We start from the raw sequence: 16,304 nt of genomic DNA, 5'->3' as shown, positions 1-16,304 counted from the left end.
TGCCTCGCGGGCAGATAGCTATCCGCGTAAGGCCGGAGCACGCCACATGCCGCTGCATCATGTACTGTTCGGGAAGCTGCGGGAGAAATGCTCTAGCCTCGCGCTCGCAGAAAACCTGCTCGATCGTCGCAAAGTGCCGTCCCCATGCCGTGGCTTGAGGCCTACGCACCAAGATGCTCGAATCCCAGCACGCGCCATCATCGTTTCGGCTGGGGTGTCTCGAGTTAGTCAAACAGAGATTACCATGAACGTACAGGAAGTCATCATTCACGTCCGCTTCGCTCCGAACGGAAGAGTGGTCCAGATCAGCGAGCGACCGGCAAAGCTCACGCCGAACCAATGGTTTGAAGTTCTCAACGCCCGCGCTGGCGCGGCATATCGACCGCTCGCTCGTGGCCGTGGCATATTCCGACTGAGCCGTACTGCGGTCGAAGCCTTCAAGCAGGAAACTGCGAGGCCGGGATGAGCCAAGCGATGATCGGGAACCCAATGGGCGACCAGATCGAGGTTTTTGCCGTCTGTCCGGCCGACGCCATCGAGCGGAGTGGCGCCAGGGGCTTTAGCCTGTCGCGTATCGATGATAGCGGCGAGATCCGGCTGTTTTCCATTATTGTGGTGCGTACCTTCGGCAACGACTATTTTGGCTATGTGAATCGTTGTCCGCATGACGGCGTCTGGCTGAACATCGGCTCCGGCGAGTTTTTCTCGGCAGACCATTCCTTTCTCAGATGCGGCCGGCATGGTGCAAGGTTCGAGATCGAGACCGGAGTGTGCATCGATGGTCTATGCAATGGACAAGCGCTTGAGCCGGTAGCGCTCGCCGTGATCGAAGGTGACGTTTGCCTATGCGGCGTCAAGCTGCTGGAGGAGGATCGGGCTTCCGAACGCTTCGAGGACAGCGAAGAAACAATGGATATCACGATCCATCCGGATTGATGGCGTATCACTTGGCTGTTGTTCAACTTGGCTGCGGGATTTCATCGGAGGACGAAATCGTCCCTCCTGAGCGTTGGTGCAGATCGGTATTATGCGTTCGTAGCTTGTCAGAGCAAACGGCAGTCCAACGCATTGCTGCCAGGCGGCCAGCGAGCTCCACCGCACCAACGAAAGGTTGCTCTTACGTCAACTCGCCAAATGGACCCGGCAGGCGGGACATGCTTCTTGCTGCCGGCCGATAGAACATGGTCAAGAAATGCCCTCGGCGGCTGGAAGTCCGCCGAGGGCACCGTCTGGGCTGCAAGAATGGGGAGACCCAGACTGACAGGATCGTTTGGGAGGAACAATGACGATCCTGTGTCAGAAGCTTTTGGCTATCCGCTAAGACTGGCTTGTTGCCCGCGCAGCAATTGCGATACCAAACGCCTCAATGCGACACTCAGCGAGTGGCGCCGCGATCCTCAGCGCACCGCCGGTTTGCGGACGCATGCATAACACGTGTTCGCTGTTCGGCATTGAGGCGGCAAGTGCGCCTTGACGGTGTCGTGGAGGGCTGTGGGCGCGATCCAGAACCGCTGTGTTGCCGGTTTCGTGACGGCCGATCAAGTCCAGGCAGCTTAACCTATAGCCTTGAACGCGGGTCTGCGTTCACTCTGACTGTCGGGGCGTTTGCGCCAGGCGCTATCTGGTAAACAATAGATCGGAAACAGCGGAGCGCACATCATGCGTGCGAACGGCTGAGGCAGAATGGGGGGCGTCAAACGCGAAGCCAACGATTGTCTTGTCCAAAACAGAAGAGAAACGACATTGTCGGAACTCGAGCATCAACGATGAGGAGCGCCTCGGCAGAACAAGAGATGGTCGTAAAAACGCGAGGATTCTGCATTTGGTGTGGAACTTGCTTTGGAGCAATCGGATGGTTGAGCAATGTAGGAGCGAAGAGATTGCGATGGTAGGAGAAGACGTTGAAACGAATCAGGAAGGTTGTGCCAGACGTGAGTCATCTGTGGCTGATCTTCAGCGTTTACAATTAGTGTTGCGTTCGCTCATTTCGCCTGCGTTCGCAGGCGCGCGTCGAAATCAGTAGCATCAATCTATCGATGCGGCGTTCGACAGCAAGAGACCCTGTGAGGGCGATGCGAGCCCGGGCCATGTCTCTTTCGGATCGCTCGCATTGATCGCAGGATAAGCGCATGGACTCAGAAATCGAATTCGAGCTCCCCCAAATTTATAGGCATCATGTCTTTGCCTGCAACACGCAGCGTCCGCCCACTCATCCGCACGGCAGTTGCGGCGCCTCTGGCGCGCAAGCATTGTGGGATCGAATGGGCAAGGCGATCGAAGCGCAAGGCCTTAATGATATCGGTTTCACGATGGCTGGCTGCCTCGGATATTGTAACTCCGGTCCCTTGATGGTCGTCTATCCTGACGGAATCTGGTACCGCGCGACTACGCCGGAAGACGTCGACGAAATCCTGGAATCCCATCTCAAGCAGGGTAAACGTGTCGACCGCCTCGTGATGGTGCTAAAGCGCAGCTAAACGGCTTTCTTCGCGCCGCTTGGCCGGGCAATCAAGCATGGACAGCTTCTCCGTCGATGAGCTGTCCCCTCGGCACGTCGGTCGGCTCAGGATGACCGAGCGGCCCTCAGGCGTCAGGACGTGCGGACAGCGCGTCATGGAATTTGTCGTTATGGCGGTCTTTGAGATGTTCGGTGAGACGGGCCCAGATTAGAGCGCTGCTCGTGCCCGGGCCCTGAACCTTGAGCGTCAACTCCTTTGTCAGACTATCATTGTCACGGCGCAGCGCGACGCCTTGAATTGTCGGACCCGATCGGCAACTGGCACGGTCGCAACGCCTGACAAAGCAAGAACGTGTTTCCTTCGATGGCTGTTGGATCAATCTGTTCGCGTCACTTAATACTGTCCCTACGCAGCACGCCGCAAGCGCAAGGTGCGGATGGCGCTCACTTTCTTCGCGAGACGACGCGTCTTTGACACGCCATCTCGCTCGCGGATGAACTGCGGTGCGGTTGAAGGACGCGCTCGATGGCTCGCCGCGTCCGGATTGATCAACCTTGTCTTCTTCTTTGGACCCTGTTCTGACGTCAGAACTTGTAAGCGATGCCGCCGCTGATGAGCCATGGGTCGATATTGGCGCGCCCGGAGACGGGAATCGCATTGTTTACGGTCGCAGAATAGTCTGGCCGCAGCCACAGCTTCTTCACGTCGAAGTTGAGGCCCCAATGACGGTCAAGCATGTAATCGAAGCCAAATTGGACCGCCGCGCCGAACTTGTTGCTGATGTGCAGATCCGTCACGGTAAGGCCGGCGAGCGACGTATTGGCCGCCGACTGATTGAAGAATGCGGTGTAGTTGATGCCTGCGCCGATATAAGGCTTCAGTGGGCCGAAATCGTTGAAGTGATATTGCAGGGTTAGCGTCGGCGGCAATAGCCAGGCTTTGCCGATATCGAGTCCATTAAGCGTGCCAGTGCCGCTGATGTGATGGCGGGTCACGCCGAGAATAAGTTCGGCCGCGATGTTTTTTGTGAAGAAATACGTGATGTCGAGCTCCGGTATGGCTTGATCGCTGATCGATAGCCCGGAGTTGGGAGAAGACAGCGAGGGTACCCCGGAGACGTGGACTGAACTGCCTGCGGTATCCGGCAAAACGCCGAGCACCCGCAGGCGGATCATCCATGGATTGAACGGTTCGATCGGGGGTGCTTTGTAATAAACCGGCGCCGGACCGAGATCTGCAGCCTGTGCCGAGATGCTGGCCAACGAGATCGCGAGCGTGAGGAGCGACGTCGTCGTCAGAATTGTTCTTCTTCTCATCGAATTCTCCATTCCAAAAGTCGCGCGATAACACGCGCGAGATCTCTGTCACACATGACAAGCGGCGGAGGATTTGATGCGGATCAAAATAGTGGTTGGTTCACCGCAATTATGCGGCTGAGTTGCATAAGAAGCACGGCTATCGAAGCGTCGTTGTCTTTGCTTGATAGCTGTTCGATTCATTGTCTGTGCTGAGTCCAATCTCTTCAGGAGATTGTTGGTTGGCTTGATGCCCCGATCCAATCAATGCCCGTTGGGCCATGCAAAATCAAAATGGCAATGCAGCAACCCCGCACATTGCAGGGCCGGTAGAGGCAGCAATCACCCGAGGCGCAATATCGGCAGATCCGTGTTACGGAGCAGCCAGGTTGGCCTTCTCAGCGAGGGTCCGAGTCGGCGGTCACGAACCAATCCGGAAGCAGAAAAATGTGGTTCTTCGCATCAAAGCCTTCTGTACTAGCCTCACGTTTGCGGACAGCGCGTCTCGTTCGCGTCATGCGCACATCGCTCGAGATCATCTGGGGCCTCGCGGCCAAGCAGCGACAGCACGAGCTCATGATCGAATCCGGCGCATCGTGATCCGCCGACGTCGATCAGAGGTCTGCGTATCAGGAGCGGATCGTCTAACATCAACGCTAGTGCGCGCTGGGCGTCAATCATGGCGGGATTGACTTCGCCTGATTTGATACGGGGGGCCGCTTGGTTGAACCAGGAGGCGACCGGGGTATTGCCGAAGAAGCGGCGCAGTTCTTCCGAAGCCCACGGCTCCATCAAAATATCTTTGGCTATGATGTCGTGACCGGCAGCGTTGAACGCTTGAATCTGACGCGCATTGGTCGCGCAGCCGGGCTTTTGATAAAAGATGATTGTCGCCATGTCATACCTATGTTGGCAGCGCTGAGCTGAACGGTGGCCCTGTCGCTGCTGCGTTCGACGCCCAGTCGATGGTCTTGCCGATTATCTTCAATGTCAGTCGGCTAAGCGCCGCTGGTATCCGCTGTCCGGTCAGTCTGGATCGCAACCGACATTGTCGCACCGCTCAAGCCCCAGAGAGCCGGTTCACGAGAGGAGTAGCAAGTCCCATTCCGTGGCTGAAGATATGGGACAGCCCATGCAAATGAGCTTCGCGTCAGCGGTTGCCTCTTGTTCGTTTTCTGACAGCCGCGCTGACCGATAGGTTCCAAAACGGCCAGGCGCACTCGCGGGCAGGTGGCTTTTTAAATGTAATCAAAGACTTGGGCAGCGCTTACGAGCGTTGGCACGGCGGTTGCTAATATCGGGCAGCAACACTGAGTGAGGGCTGAGTGCACGCCGACGCGTAAGACGAGCGATGTGCTCCTTCCCTTGAACCCGTGTGCCCCGTTTCTGAGAGAGAGAAACAAGCTCGCGCGTGAGAGGCGCGCAACTTTTGGCAAATCGGTTGATGGAGAGCAACATGTCTTCACTAAGGCAAATCGCGTTCTACGGGAAAGGTGGCATCGGCAAGTCGACGACTTCCCAGAACACGTTGGCGGCGCTGGCCGAGATGGGTCAGAAAATCCTGATTGTCGGGTGCGATCCTAAAGCGGACTCGACCCGCTTGATCCTGCATGCCAAAGCGCAGGACACGATTCTAAGCTTGGCGGCGAGTGCCGGCAGCGTGGAGGATCTTGAACTCGAGGACGTGATGAAGGTCGGCTACAAAGACATCCGCTGCGTGGAGTCCGGTGGTCCTGAGCCGGGCGTCGGCTGCGCCGGTCGTGGCGTCATCACTTCGATCAACTTCCTCGAGGAGAACGGCGCCTATGAGAACATTGACTACGTATCCTATGATGTGCTCGGCGACGTCGTTTGCGGTGGCTTTGCGATGCCAATCCGTGAAAACAAGGCGCAGGAGATTTATATCGTGATGTCCGGTGAAATGATGGCTATGTATGCCGCCAACAATATTTCCAAGGGTATCCTGAAATACGCCAACTCGGGCGGTGTGCGGCTGGGCGGCCTGGTCTGCAATGAACGACAGACGGACAAGGAGTTGGAACTGGCGGAGGCGCTGGCCAAGAAGCTAGGCACTCAGCTGATCTACTTCGTGCCGCGCGACAACGTGGTGCAGCATGCCGAACTCCGCCGCATGACGGTGCTCGAGTATGCGCCGGATTCGAAGCAGGCCGATCACTATCGCAATCTCGCTACCAAGGTTCACAACAATGGCGGCAAGGGTATCATTCCGACTCCGATCTCCATGGACGAGCTCGAGGACATGCTGATGGAGCATGGCATTATGAAGGCGGTCGACGAATCCATCATCGGCAAAACTGCCGCCGAACTCGCGGCCTCGTAAAGGTCGTGAGTCGCGGCCTTGTGAAGGCGCGCGACGGATGCCGGCCTCCCTCACCCCCCATCCGGGGAGGCCGGCATTCTGATCAGCGCTCCCGGCCGGGACCAGGACGCGGCGACGCAAACCCGGCCGCTATAGAGACCCACAAAATCATGTCCGAAGTGCACTTCCTTCCGTTTATGGCTGCTTGTGAGCCTGATGCGAGCAGTTCCAACGGAATTGTAGCCTACCGCCTCCTCACCGGCGTACTTTCTGCGGCTGCCGACATTGCCAGTGACAGTCATTTCGACCGCCACGCTTTGGCATCTATTCTGGCGGCTGCCACGATGGATGGTGGCGCTCTCCCGGAGAAGACTGGCCTATCGGGCGATGAACTCGCGGCTTTGCTCGCGCAGTACTTTCCCTCACTTGAGGTCGAACTCCCCGATGAGCTCCTGAGGTGCAAATGCAACGAGAACGACGAAATCGCAATGGTGCGCGATCTACTCCTGAAACACCGCTCGACGGAAGGAGATCTCGGCCGCTGGCTGGCTGCCATGATCGCCCGACGAGCCATCGAACCAGACCATCTATGGGAAGATCTCGGATTGCGCAATCGTGGCGAGCTCTCTCGGCTGCTCAGCCGTCACTACGCGCCGCTCGCCGCGCGCAATGTCAACAATATGCGTTGGAAGCGTTTCTTCTATCGCATGCTTTGCGAGGATGAAGGCCTCGCGATGTGCACAACACCAGTGTGCACGCAATGTAATGACTTCAACCTTTGTTTCGGCGAAGAAAGCGGTGAGAGCCGGATGGCCGAGCGCCGGCGCGACCAGTTGCTGGAGGCGGCTCGCCAGCAGGTCACCGCTGATTGGCCCATCTGACTTGCCACAAATATTCTCGTGCGTTGCAGCGCGACAACGCTTCCAGGATCTGGCGATCCCCGCGGCATGTCATCGTGCGGATAAACGTCGCTTTAATGCGAGCAAGTGGCCATGGATCCAAGACATGCCGGCCAGAATTGCTCCGGGATCAATCGCCAACATCGCGGCGCGCTGCAATCGGGTTGGCTTTCGAACTTGACTTGGGAATGGCAAAAGCGCCCGCTTCATGAGCCAGTCGCGTTTGCGGCAATCCATTGGCGGGAGGAGGTTAAGGAAGGAAGCGTAGATTTTCAATCCGTTGCCAGGGATAGCGCAGTGGCATGCGGGTTGCTTAAGGGGATGTGGTCAAAGATAAGGAGCCAGCCTGCGTGATCGCCTCTAGCGACGAACCCTCATGGTTCGATCAAGAACGCGCGAAGCCGACCGTGCTTAACGATACGACGCTAAGGGACGGGGAGCAGGCGCCCGGTGTTGCGTTCACCACGAAGGAAAAGCTGGCGATCGCGCAGGCGCTCGCGCGGGCCGGGGTCACGGAGATCGAGGCGGGAACGCCCGCGATGGGCAATGAGGAAATCACAGCAATCCGCGCCATTGTCGAAGCAGATCTTCCGCTGACTACGATAGGCTGGTGCCGGATGAGGAAAGCGGACGTCGATGCGGCGATTGAAGCCCGGGTGTCCATGATCAACATGTCGATCCCGACTTCCGATGTGCAGATCGCAGCCAAGCTCGGCGGTCATCGCAGCCTGGCACTGGAACAGGTGAGGCAATTGGTCGGCTATGCTCGTCAGAAGGGGCTTCAGGTTTCTGTTGGCGGCGAGGACGCTTCGCGCGCCAACGTCGAGTTTCTGATCCGGCTGATTGCAGTCGCAAAAGCCGCGGGCGCGCGTCGTTTTCGTGTTGCAGATACGCTCAGTGTGCTCGATCCCGACGCAACCTACGCGCTGGTCAGGAAACTGCGTGTGACCACCGATTTGGAACTCGAATTTCACGGCCACGACGATCTCGGACTCGCAACCGCCAATACACTCTCAGCCATCAAAGCTGGCGCGAGCCACGCTTCGGTGACCGTCATCGGGTTAGGCGAGCGGGCCGGAAATGCGCCGCTCGAGGAAGTCGCGGTCGCACTCAAGCAGCTCTACGGACGCGGGACCGGCATCGTACTTCCGGAGCTCGAGAACGTCGCCGCATTGGTGGCTGCAGCGGCCGCGCGTGCCATTCCTCTGAATAAGGCCATCGTTGGAGAGTACGTATTTACGCACGAATCCGGCATTCATGTCGATGGCCTTTTGAAGGATCAGCGCACCTATCAGTCGCTTGATCCGGCTTTGCTTGGCCGCCGCAACCGCTTTGTGATCGGCAAGCATTCTGGACTTGCGGCGATTACGGCGTTGCTCGATGAACTCGAGCTGGCCGCCAGCGCCGATCAAGCCAGACAGATCCTGTCGCAGGTTCGCAAGCATGCGATCGAGCACAAGCTGCCGGTCGAGCGCCAAACGGTGGCGGCGATCTGGCGCGACGTGTGCGGATGCCCAGCCACCCAAAGCGAGTGAAGAGCCGTGCTTAGCATCGTTTGCGCCGACTATTCGAGAGACCAAGTGCGTCGCAAGGAGGCCATCCGATGCCACTGATTGGCGCGAAAATGACCCACTTCCGCACGCCAGCTCGCTGGTCGCAAATCTGCGCTCCAGTTATTACGGGCTATTCCGGCATTCATGCTGTGATCTGCAATCCGGCAGCGAGCCGCTGCCAAGCGACGTCTTCTCTTGAGGCTGCCGTCCCGCCCGACCACCGGTCGGACGAGCATCAGCACCGATTGCGGTTTGGCCGTTCATGCCCCTTCCTCATCCGGGCTGACGTCGGCGCCCGCCGAACCTGCAGATCTGGATAGCGAAGTTGAGCGCGTCGGCGTTCCAGGCGTTGGCGATGCGCACCCGCTGTGCGAGGTAGAACCGCGGCAATATCATCAGGCGCTAAGAGTATCTAATTTGGCGTCCGAGAGCTGATCCAAAGGAGACCTTTCGATGATCAACTCATCCCCGGCCGCCCCTATCCTGGACCGGCTTAGCAACGCCTCGTCGGCAGAGGAGTTCTTTTCGCTGCTTGGCGTCGATTATGATCCGAAGATTGTAAATGTCGCGCGCCTTCACATCCTAAAGCGCATGGGACAATATTTCGCCGAAGAGCAATTTTCTGGCGCCACAGAGCTGGAAATCAGAGCTCGGTGCAAAGCGATGCTGGAGCAGGCTTATGCTGATTTCGTGGCATCGCGGCCGATTGATCAGCGAGTATTCAAGGTTTTGAAGGATGCGGTTGCAGGCCCAGGCAAACCGACAGCCTTTGTTCCGTTGAGCGAGCTGAAGTGACTTCGCGCTCCACCGCAATGAGGTGCTCTCTAACGATTGCCGTGCGGTCTGAAAGCTCCTTCATCCAGATCATCTCTCTGCCAGCCATGACCCGAGCGACGCTGTCGCATTCCCGACCCATGTCCGGACTGATCGTGTCCAAGGCCCTGAGCGAGCATTTAAGTTTCTGTCAAATCATTGCTTCCGCCTGACTTTCGATGGTTCTTGCAAGTGGTACGACACTTGCTGTTGTCGTGCCTATCCCGTCATCGATGCTGACAGATGGCGGTCGTCCGAGATGAAAAAAAGGAACACCTATGACGCTGCTTCTACCGCCTACCGAGCGATGCGGCATGATCTCGCGGCTCACGCTCGCACCCGGTCCGTTCGATATGGCCTTTGATGCGAACGAAGCCGACACCGACCGTGAGATGGTGGTCATTGGCTAAGTTGTCCGTTGCGCAACATCTGGAGAGGGCATGTACATAGTCGTCAGCGTCGAGCGAGTCCGCGGATGCGTGCAAAGTGGCATTCGTCGCAACGCGGATAGCAACATGCGTCCGGCGGAGGCGCCAAGCTCGGCCGATGCAAGGTGCCGGGGCTGGAGGCTGACCACGCAGTGCATGACAGGTGCGCAGCTCCGATCGCTTTGGTGGTCGCACCCGGTGCAGAGCGCTGGGCCGAAAGCGAGGCGCCGATACTGCAGAGCAGGCGGACGCAACAACTCTTCCGGGCACAGATGCCGTAGCGGCGTCGCCGGCACCGTGGCGCTTGTCGAACCGAGCGCGCGAGGCACTACCGTCGAGGACATCTCTGGCTCTGGCCCGCCCGGAGCGTCTACGTCGATGACGAGTTTTACTGCCTGGTCGGTTTGCACTAAGCGGGCCGGGCAGCCGAGCAGCCAGGCCACTTGCTGATCAGAACTGATCCTCAGTCAACTGAATCTAGATACAAACCTGTGGCGCGGGCGCGCGTATTCTTGAGGGGACTTTAAAGCATGAGCAATGTCACCAAAACAGCTGTGCCTGCGGCGGCCGGCCGGGCAGCAGCCAAGAAGGAACTGCCGGAGCACTTTAAGGCCTACAAGCATGTCTGGGTTTTCGTCGAGCTGGAGCGCGGCCAGGTGCATCCGGTTTCCTGGGAGCTCATGGGAGCGGGGCGCAGGCTTGCCGACAAGCTGAAGGTGAATCTCGCCGCGGTCGTTGTCGGCCCGGAGGGGCAGTCCACCCGTAACGCCGCACTTGAATCCTTTTGCTATGGGGCCGATCTGACCTATCTCGTGAGCGACAACGTTTTGGCGGATTACCGCAATGAATCCTATACCAAAGCGCTCACCGAACTCGTCAATACCTACAAGCCCGAGATCCTGCTGTTGGGCGCGACCACGCTGGGGCGCGATCTCGCGGGTTCGGTGGCGACCACTTTGTCAACGGGACTCACTGCCGACTGCACCGCGCTCGATGTCGACGCCGATGGTTCTCTTGCGGCGACGCGTCCGACCTTTGGTGGCTCGTTGCTCTGCACGATCTATACCTTGAATTATCGTCCGCAGATGGCAACAGTGCGTCCGCGGGTCATGCCGATGCCTGAGCGCGTCGAACGTGATGCGGCCCGTATCATCGTCCATCCGCTCGGCCTTGTCGAAGACGATATTGTCACGAAAGTTCTGTCGTTCCTCCCAGATCGTGATTCCGAGACATCAAATCTGGCCTATGCCGACGTCGTGGTTGCGGGTGGCTTGGGATTGGGATCGCCTGAGAACTTCCGGCTGGTGCGCGAGCTTGCAACTCTTCTTGGCGCTGAATATGGCTGCTCGCGTCCTCTGGTGCAGAAGGGATGGGTTACGTCTGATCGGCAGATCGGTCAGACCGGCAAGACGATCCGGCCAAAGCTCTATATTGCGGCCGGTATTTCCGGCGCGATCCAGCACCGGGTGGGTGTCGAGGGGGCGGATCTGATCGTCGCCATCAATACTGACAAACGTGCTCCGATCTTCGACTTCGCCCATGTTGCGATCGTCAGTGATGCCATGCAATTGCTGCCGGCGCTGACGGCGGCATTTCGCGCTCGGCTCTTGCCGAATTCGCGCGCGCGGATCGCGGTCTAGAGGAGATGATGATGATTGAAGAGAGGTTCGATGCCATCGTGGTAGGAGCCGGTATGGCTGGTAACGCGGCGGCGCTGTCCATGGCCAGGCAAGGCATGAAGGTGCTGCAGCTCGAGCGCGGCGAATATCCTGGATCGAAAAATGTGCAGGGCGCAATCCTCTACGCGGACATGATGGAAAAGCTAATCCCCGAGTTTCGCGAAGAGGCGCCGCTCGAACGTCATCTGGTTGAACAACGGTTCTGGATGATGGACGACCGCTCGCATGTCGGGATGCATTACCGCTCGGACGACTTCAACGAGGAGCGGCCGAACCGTTACACGATCATACGCGCGCAGTTTGACAAATGGTTCTCGTCAAAGGTGCGCGAAGCCGGCGCGACCGTGCTCTGCGAGACGACCGTGACGGAGCTCGTACGGGACGAGCGTGAAAGGATTGTCGGCGTTCGTACAGATCGCCGCGACGGCGAAATACATGCCGATGTCGTCGTGCTCGCTGAAGGGGTCAATGGTCTGCTTGGGACGCGCGCGGGCCTGCGCGCGCGGCCGACACCCGATAACGTTGCGCTCGCCGTCAAGGAAATGCACTTCTTGCCTCGCGAGACCATCGAAGCGCGTTTCAATCTTAAGGGCGAAGAAGGCGTCGTGATCGAGGCGGCGGGCACCATTTCCCGCGGTATGACCGGAATGGGTTTCATCTATGCCAACAAAGAGTGTATTTCGCTGGGCATCGGTTGTCTCGTCGCCGATTTCCAGCGCACCGGCCAGACGCCCTACGGCTTGCTCGATCAATTCAAAAGGCATCCCTCTGTGTTGCCTCTGCTAGCAGGTTCCGAAGTCAAGGAATATTCGGCGCATCTCATCCCTGAAGGAGGCTACAAATCGATCCCACGGCTCTACGGGGAAGGCTGGGTGGTCGTTGGCGATGCGGCGCAACTCAACAATGCCGTTCATCGCGAGGGCTCCAATCTCGCGATGACCTCAGGTCGCATAGCGGCCGAAGCGATCGGCTTGGTGAAATCGCGCGGCGAGCCGATGACAGCGACAAATCTGTCGCTCTACAAGAAGATGTTGGATGAGTCCTTCGTCATCAAGGACCTCAAGAAGTACAAGGATTTGCCACCCCTAATGCATACTCACTCACAAAACTTCTTTCTCACCTATCCGCAGCTCATCTCTAAGGCAATGCAAAACTTTGTGCGGGTCGATGGTACGCCCAAGGTTGAGAAGGAGAAGGCGACCTTGAAATCCTTTGTCAAGGCGCGCTCATGGATGGGGCTGTTCGGCGATGCATGTCGTTTTGCGCGAGCCTGGCGCTAATTATCAAAAGTGTGAGTTCCAAGTATGGAAGGACAAAGCATGGATGCCGAACCCTCGGTGCGCGTGGAAGACAAGCTGTATTACAACCGCTACCTTGTCGACATTGGTCGTCCTCACGTCAAGGTTCGCGCACACACGTCCCCATCGCCGCAGCTAGTTGCGCTTTTGAAAGCGTGCCCCGCGCGATGCTATGAGCTGAACGATGAGGGGCGAGTCGAGGTGACTGTTGACGGCTGTATCGAGTGCGGTACCTGTCGGGTGATCGCCGAGCCCACCGGCGATATCCAGTGGAGTTACCCGCGCGGCGGATATGGGGTGCTGTTCAAATTTGGCTGAGGGTGAGGTGAGGATGGAACGAGCCGTGGTACGAGCCTCCCTAAGCGTCGGAATATTTGCATCCTTCGCGCGTTCCGCCTCTGGCACGGTGCGAGCAATTTGAGCTAGACCCGCATCAAGGTAACAGGATCGGTGTGGCGATACGGAACGGCGCCACACCCTGTCGATCGGCTGGCAGAGGAGGAATCAGCGCGTTGCCTGGGATGGGCTCGGCCGAACGGCTTCGATAGCAATCGCCACTGACTGGACGATAGCGGCAGAACGCACGGCAGTGAGGATCACTTCGGAGCTGACGCCCGCAGCTCGCAGTGTCTTCTCGTGGGCATCGATACAAGCACCGCATCCGTTTATGGCGGAGACAGCAAGTGACCATAGCTCGAAATCAGACTTGTCAACACCCGGACTGCCAATCACGTTCATGCGCAGCCGTGGCGGCATCGTCTTGTATTCCGAATTTGAGGCGAGGTGAACGAAGCGGTAGTACACATTGTTCATCGCCATCACAGCGGCCGCAGATTTCGCTGCCGCGATCGCCACGGGCGTCATCACGGCGACCGCGGCGGATTCCATTGCGGCAATGACATCTACATTGCGGGTGGCAATCGCGCTCGCCAGCAACAGCCCGTATTGCCGCTGCGGCGAGAGTGTCTCATCGGCCATCAAGGACGTCAGATTGAGCCTGACGTCCTTGGCGAAATCGGGGATCTTTTCGTTCAACTGTTCGATCGACAACATGCTGCCTCAAGCGACCTTCAGGACTTCGCCGCCGATTTCGCGGTTGCAGGGACAGAGCTCGTCAGTTTGGAGGGCGTCCAGCACGCGCAGTGTGTCCTTGGGGCTGCGCCCGACGTTGAGATTGGTCGCATAGACGTGCTGGATCGTGTTGGCGGGGTCAACAATATAGGTGTAGCGATACGCGACCCCTTCGGGGGAACGCACACCAAGGCCATCGACCAGGGTCCCCTTTGTGTCGGCAAACTGCCAGATTGGTAAATTTTGCAAGTCGACATGTGAGCGTCGCCACGCAAGCTTGCAGAACTCGTTGTCAGTCGAGCCCCCCAGTACCACTGCATCGCGGTCGACGAATTCCTTGGAAAGCCGGGCAAACTCGGCGATTTCGGTCGGGCAGACGAAGGTGAAGTCCTTGGGATAGAAGAAGATGATCTTCCATTTTTCCGGGAAGCTGGCTTCGGTCAACGTCTCGAATGCACTCTGCCCATCTTCTTCCTGCGCCTGAAAGCCAGGCTTCACGCCTGTAATCTCGAACGGCGGCAATTGACTTCCAATTCCAAGCATACGGTCCTCACACGTTTGTTTTCCGGACATGGTGACCATGCTGCTGAAGCAAACGACATGCCATCAGTTCTCAAGAGCCGATTGTCCTGGTTGCGCCGCGCAGCGGCTTGGCTGAGTTCGCCTCGCGCATTGAGGCCGCTCGAAACGGCAGGCGATCACCAAGCTGCGAGGATGTGCCGCATCTGAAACAGGAATGAACCCAAACCAGGCTCGCTGTGGTGACAATGAAGGCTGGAAATCTACGTAGCGTCAGGTTGTAGAGTGTCAACGCACATGCGGCTATCACATCATGGACCGAATCGACGGCAATGCTGCGCAAAATCGTCATTGAACGCAGATTATGCGGCGTTCAGTAAAGCCACAAAGCGGACGGCCCCACTCGATCCCTTTAGAGAATATCTAGGTCTCGAGCCCCAACAAGGATTTCGTCCTTACGACGACGACGCCAGCCTCATCGCTGGCCTTGCCAACGAAGAGCTGAGCAAGCTCGATTCGAGTTCCCAGAATAGGAGAAGAACCATTCAAAGTACTGCTTCGGCGCAACGCAAGTTCGGTGATTGGCTCCGCACAGAGGGCAAGGCGAGCATCGCAAGCCGAATCAACGGCAATAATGAGCAGCAACGCTCGCTGGATGCAGACTACCGGGCTTGCGCCGAAGCCAACAGGAAATCTGGCGTGACGCTCAAGAAGCTCAGGCAGTATGTGCAAGTCGTCGAGGCAAACAGGGCGCTGGGGTGTACGCTTTCCTCAGCAAAGAGCAGGCTCGGACTCAACCTCCACCTCGACCTGGATACGAAATTTGCCGACGCCGCCGTCCGTAAGTGAGTGGCCGCCGGTGTTAGGCCCGTTTGGCCCGGCCGGCTTGCAGGAGCAGGCCGGGTCGAGCTCGACTTGGTCCCGGCAACTGCCGTCCTATTTGGACTTTCCAACGCCGATGGGCGAGCCAGCTCGGTTCTCAGACATCTATCGGGGTCTTGGTTCTTTGGTTGACCTGCCGTCCACACCGCCGGACATGCGTGACGATGCCCAGTCAGGGTCGGTGCAGAGACCTCCGTTCTTCATCGGGCCATCGGGTATGCCTCAAGAGTTCGAGGACATCGGAAATCGCGTCGGCGAGGATTGGCAGCATGGCTCACAGCCGGTGCCGGATGTCCTGCTCGATGTACTGGACAAAAAAAGCCTGTTGCCGAGTTCGCGAATGGCTCCCCAGCCGGTCTCCATCAACGGGGAGACCTACTCCATCACGTTGGGTCCGCGAGGACGCCGCGACGCTCAGCTGGTCTATCATGCTGGCCCATCCTCGGTTCCTAAGACCCGGGTCGCTGGTTCGGCTGCGGGTGCCTCTGCCAGCGACCGCAGCGGACGGGTTCTCGGAGCGAGGGAATGGCTGGGCGACGAGCATATCCAGCGGGACTACGAACTCCTGGCGCAGGAGTTGTGGGCGAGCAATCCAAACCTCGCCGCCAGGACTTGGTTCGTCGATCCTCTCATGGCCTTTCGGGTGGGCCAGGGGACCGATGCCGACGCGCTAGCCGCATTCCATCGCATTGTCGACGATCGGGATGGCAACGATACAGCCGACTTCCTGTTCTTGCCGGTCAATGATGCCAGCGCCACGGACCTCGATCGCCGCGGCTCCCATTGGTCGTTGCTGCTGGTGGACCGCCGCGATCGCGACGGGCCGGTCCACTACGACTCAGCTCAGGGATACAACGCCAGGCATGCAGCAATGCTCGCAGCGCGGGTGGGAGCCGATCTGCAAGGCGCCTCAATACGCCAGCAGAGGAACGGCTATGACTGCGGTGTCTTTGTGGTCGACGGTACGCGGGCGCTGGTCAGGCGGCTCGCGGGAAGACGGCAGTCAGACCTCAGTCTCACCAATCTCGTCATTGATCGGCAGGCACTGCAAAACCGGCTGAGGGGCTGATATCGGCCTCGACTGAATA

17 protein-coding genes are annotated in these 16,304 nt (G+C 58.4%); 13 read left to right on the top strand and 4 right to left on the bottom strand.

The window, feature by feature from the left end; genetic code table 11:
- The first annotated feature begins 244 nt into the window (after positions 1-244).
- The 3 genes from J2R80_RS41665 to J2R80_RS41655 all read left to right on the top strand — a co-directional run bounded on the left by J2R80_RS41665 (position 245) and on the right by J2R80_RS41655 (position 2,477).
- Entirely contained in the window at positions 245-466 is a 222-nt protein-coding gene (locus tag J2R80_RS41665) for a hypothetical protein (RefSeq protein WP_253640828.1), read from the top strand.
- Positions 463-936 (top strand): Rieske 2Fe-2S domain-containing protein, encoded by a 474-nt coding sequence (locus J2R80_RS41660; RefSeq protein ID WP_253640827.1) that lies wholly within the window; start codon positions 463-465, stop codon positions 934-936. Before J2R80_RS41665 ends, J2R80_RS41660 begins: the two co-directional genes overlap by 4 nt.
- A 1,193-nt stretch (positions 937-2,129) precedes the next feature.
- Complete coding sequence (locus tag J2R80_RS41655; RefSeq protein ID WP_253640826.1) at positions 2,130-2,477, top strand: ferredoxin; 348 nt, start codon at positions 2,130-2,132, stop codon at positions 2,475-2,477.
- Positions 2,478-3,043: 566 nt separating this feature from the next.
- On the opposite strand, the gene J2R80_RS41650 is transcribed toward J2R80_RS41655, so the two are convergent.
- A complete protein-coding gene (locus J2R80_RS41650; RefSeq protein WP_375162638.1) occupies positions 3,044-3,787 on the bottom strand; it encodes an OmpW family protein in 744 nt (247 codons plus the stop codon).
- A gap of 450 nt (positions 3,788-4,237) precedes the next feature.
- The gene (locus J2R80_RS41645; protein ID WP_253640824.1) at positions 4,238-4,651 is read right to left on the bottom strand and encodes an ArsC/Spx/MgsR family protein; all 414 of its coding nucleotides are present in this window, start codon (positions 4,649-4,651) and stop codon (positions 4,238-4,240) included.
- Positions 4,652-5,210: 559 nt separating this feature from the next.
- On the opposite strand from J2R80_RS41645, the gene nifH reads away from it, so the two are divergent.
- From nifH to J2R80_RS41610, 8 genes are all read left to right on the top strand, one after another.
- A complete protein-coding gene (nifH, locus tag J2R80_RS41640; RefSeq protein WP_253640823.1) occupies positions 5,211-6,095 on the top strand; it encodes a nitrogenase iron protein in 885 nt (294 codons plus the stop codon).
- A 149-nt stretch (positions 6,096-6,244) separates the two neighbouring features.
- Positions 6,245-6,955, top strand: coding sequence for a nitrogen fixation protein NifQ (locus J2R80_RS41635; RefSeq protein WP_253640822.1), 711 nt, complete (start codon positions 6,245-6,247; stop codon positions 6,953-6,955).
- Between the two features lie 368 nt (positions 6,956-7,323).
- The gene (gene nifV, locus J2R80_RS41630) at positions 7,324-8,508 is read left to right on the top strand and encodes a homocitrate synthase (protein WP_253640821.1); all 1,185 of its coding nucleotides are present in this window, start codon (positions 7,324-7,326) and stop codon (positions 8,506-8,508) included.
- Between the two features lie 471 nt (positions 8,509-8,979).
- Positions 8,980-9,321 (top strand): nitrogenase stabilizing/protective protein NifW, encoded by a 342-nt coding sequence (gene nifW, locus J2R80_RS41625; RefSeq protein ID WP_253640820.1) that lies wholly within the window; start codon positions 8,980-8,982, stop codon positions 9,319-9,321.
- Between the two features lie 296 nt (positions 9,322-9,617).
- Positions 9,618-9,749: a hypothetical protein gene (locus tag J2R80_RS43390; RefSeq protein WP_256527903.1), complete on the top strand. Its 132-nt coding sequence runs from the start codon at positions 9,618-9,620 to the stop codon at positions 9,747-9,749.
- A 548-nt stretch (positions 9,750-10,297) separates the two neighbouring features.
- A complete protein-coding gene (locus tag J2R80_RS41620; RefSeq protein ID WP_050420689.1) occupies positions 10,298-11,407 on the top strand; it encodes an electron transfer flavoprotein subunit alpha/FixB family protein in 1,110 nt (369 codons plus the stop codon).
- Between the two features lie 11 nt (positions 11,408-11,418).
- Positions 11,419-12,726 (top strand): FAD-dependent oxidoreductase, encoded by a 1,308-nt coding sequence (locus J2R80_RS41615; RefSeq protein WP_253640819.1) that lies wholly within the window; start codon positions 11,419-11,421, stop codon positions 12,724-12,726.
- Between the two features lie 39 nt (positions 12,727-12,765).
- Positions 12,766-13,062, top strand: coding sequence for a ferredoxin family protein (locus J2R80_RS41610; RefSeq protein ID WP_157348532.1), 297 nt, complete (start codon positions 12,766-12,768; stop codon positions 13,060-13,062).
- A gap of 186 nt (positions 13,063-13,248) precedes the next feature.
- On the opposite strand, the gene J2R80_RS41605 is transcribed toward J2R80_RS41610, so the two are convergent.
- Both J2R80_RS41605 and J2R80_RS41600 read right to left on the bottom strand, forming a co-directional pair.
- A complete protein-coding gene (locus J2R80_RS41605) occupies positions 13,249-13,797 on the bottom strand; it encodes a carboxymuconolactone decarboxylase family protein (RefSeq protein ID WP_253640818.1) in 549 nt (182 codons plus the stop codon).
- Positions 13,798-13,803: 6 nt separating this feature from the next.
- Complete coding sequence (locus tag J2R80_RS41600; RefSeq protein WP_229194592.1) at positions 13,804-14,358, bottom strand: peroxiredoxin; 555 nt, start codon at positions 14,356-14,358, stop codon at positions 13,804-13,806.
- Between the two features lie 327 nt (positions 14,359-14,685).
- Here J2R80_RS41600 and J2R80_RS41595 point away from each other — a divergent pair, with 327 nt between their 5' ends.
- Both J2R80_RS41595 and J2R80_RS43605 read left to right on the top strand, forming a co-directional pair.
- Positions 14,686-15,183, top strand: a complete 498-nt coding sequence (locus J2R80_RS41595) for a hypothetical protein (RefSeq protein WP_253640817.1) — start codon at positions 14,686-14,688, stop codon at positions 15,181-15,183.
- Positions 15,158-16,285: a Ulp1 family isopeptidase gene (locus J2R80_RS43605; RefSeq protein ID WP_309143797.1), complete on the top strand. Its 1,128-nt coding sequence runs from the start codon at positions 15,158-15,160 to the stop codon at positions 16,283-16,285. Before J2R80_RS41595 ends, J2R80_RS43605 begins: the two co-directional genes overlap by 26 nt.
- Positions 16,286-16,304 lie beyond the last annotated feature (19 nt).

Source organism: Bradyrhizobium sp. USDA 4541, assembly GCF_024171085.1.
GTDB lineage: Bacteria > Pseudomonadota > Alphaproteobacteria > Rhizobiales > Xanthobacteraceae > Bradyrhizobium > Bradyrhizobium australafricanum.
This window is presented reverse-complemented; position numbering and strand designations above follow the sequence as displayed.

What these genes read in the sequence shown, in the direction of transcription:
- nifW (WP_253640820.1), top strand. Translation starts at nt 8,980, where the DNA reads ATGATCAACTCATCCCCGGCCGCCCCTATCCTGGACCGGCTTAGCAAC.
- J2R80_RS43390 (WP_256527903.1), top strand. Translation starts at nt 9,618, where the DNA reads ATGACGCTGCTTCTACCGCCTACCGAGCGATGCGGCATGATCTCGCGG.
- J2R80_RS41635 (WP_253640822.1), top strand. Translation starts at nt 6,245, where the DNA reads ATGTCCGAAGTGCACTTCCTTCCGTTTATGGCTGCTTGTGAGCCTGAT.
- J2R80_RS41650 (WP_375162638.1), bottom strand. Translation starts at nt 3,787, where the DNA reads ATGGAGAATTCGATGAGAAGAAGAACAATTCTGACGACGACGTCGCTC.
- J2R80_RS41610 (WP_157348532.1), top strand. Translation starts at nt 12,766, where the DNA reads ATGGATGCCGAACCCTCGGTGCGCGTGGAAGACAAGCTGTATTACAAC.
- nifH (WP_253640823.1), top strand. Translation starts at nt 5,211, where the DNA reads ATGTCTTCACTAAGGCAAATCGCGTTCTACGGGAAAGGTGGCATCGGC.
- J2R80_RS41620 (WP_050420689.1), top strand. Translation starts at nt 10,298, where the DNA reads ATGAGCAATGTCACCAAAACAGCTGTGCCTGCGGCGGCCGGCCGGGCA.
- J2R80_RS41605 (WP_253640818.1), bottom strand. Translation starts at nt 13,797, where the DNA reads ATGTTGTCGATCGAACAGTTGAACGAAAAGATCCCCGATTTCGCCAAG.
- J2R80_RS41615 (WP_253640819.1), top strand. Translation starts at nt 11,419, where the DNA reads ATGATTGAAGAGAGGTTCGATGCCATCGTGGTAGGAGCCGGTATGGCT.
- J2R80_RS41655 (WP_253640826.1), top strand. Translation starts at nt 2,130, where the DNA reads ATGGACTCAGAAATCGAATTCGAGCTCCCCCAAATTTATAGGCATCAT.
- J2R80_RS41665 (WP_253640828.1), top strand. Translation starts at nt 245, where the DNA reads ATGAACGTACAGGAAGTCATCATTCACGTCCGCTTCGCTCCGAACGGA.
- J2R80_RS41645 (WP_253640824.1), bottom strand. Translation starts at nt 4,651, where the DNA reads ATGGCGACAATCATCTTTTATCAAAAGCCCGGCTGCGCGACCAATGCG.
- J2R80_RS41600 (WP_229194592.1), bottom strand. Translation starts at nt 14,358, where the DNA reads ATGCTTGGAATTGGAAGTCAATTGCCGCCGTTCGAGATTACAGGCGTG.
- J2R80_RS41660 (WP_253640827.1), top strand. Translation starts at nt 463, where the DNA reads ATGAGCCAAGCGATGATCGGGAACCCAATGGGCGACCAGATCGAGGTT.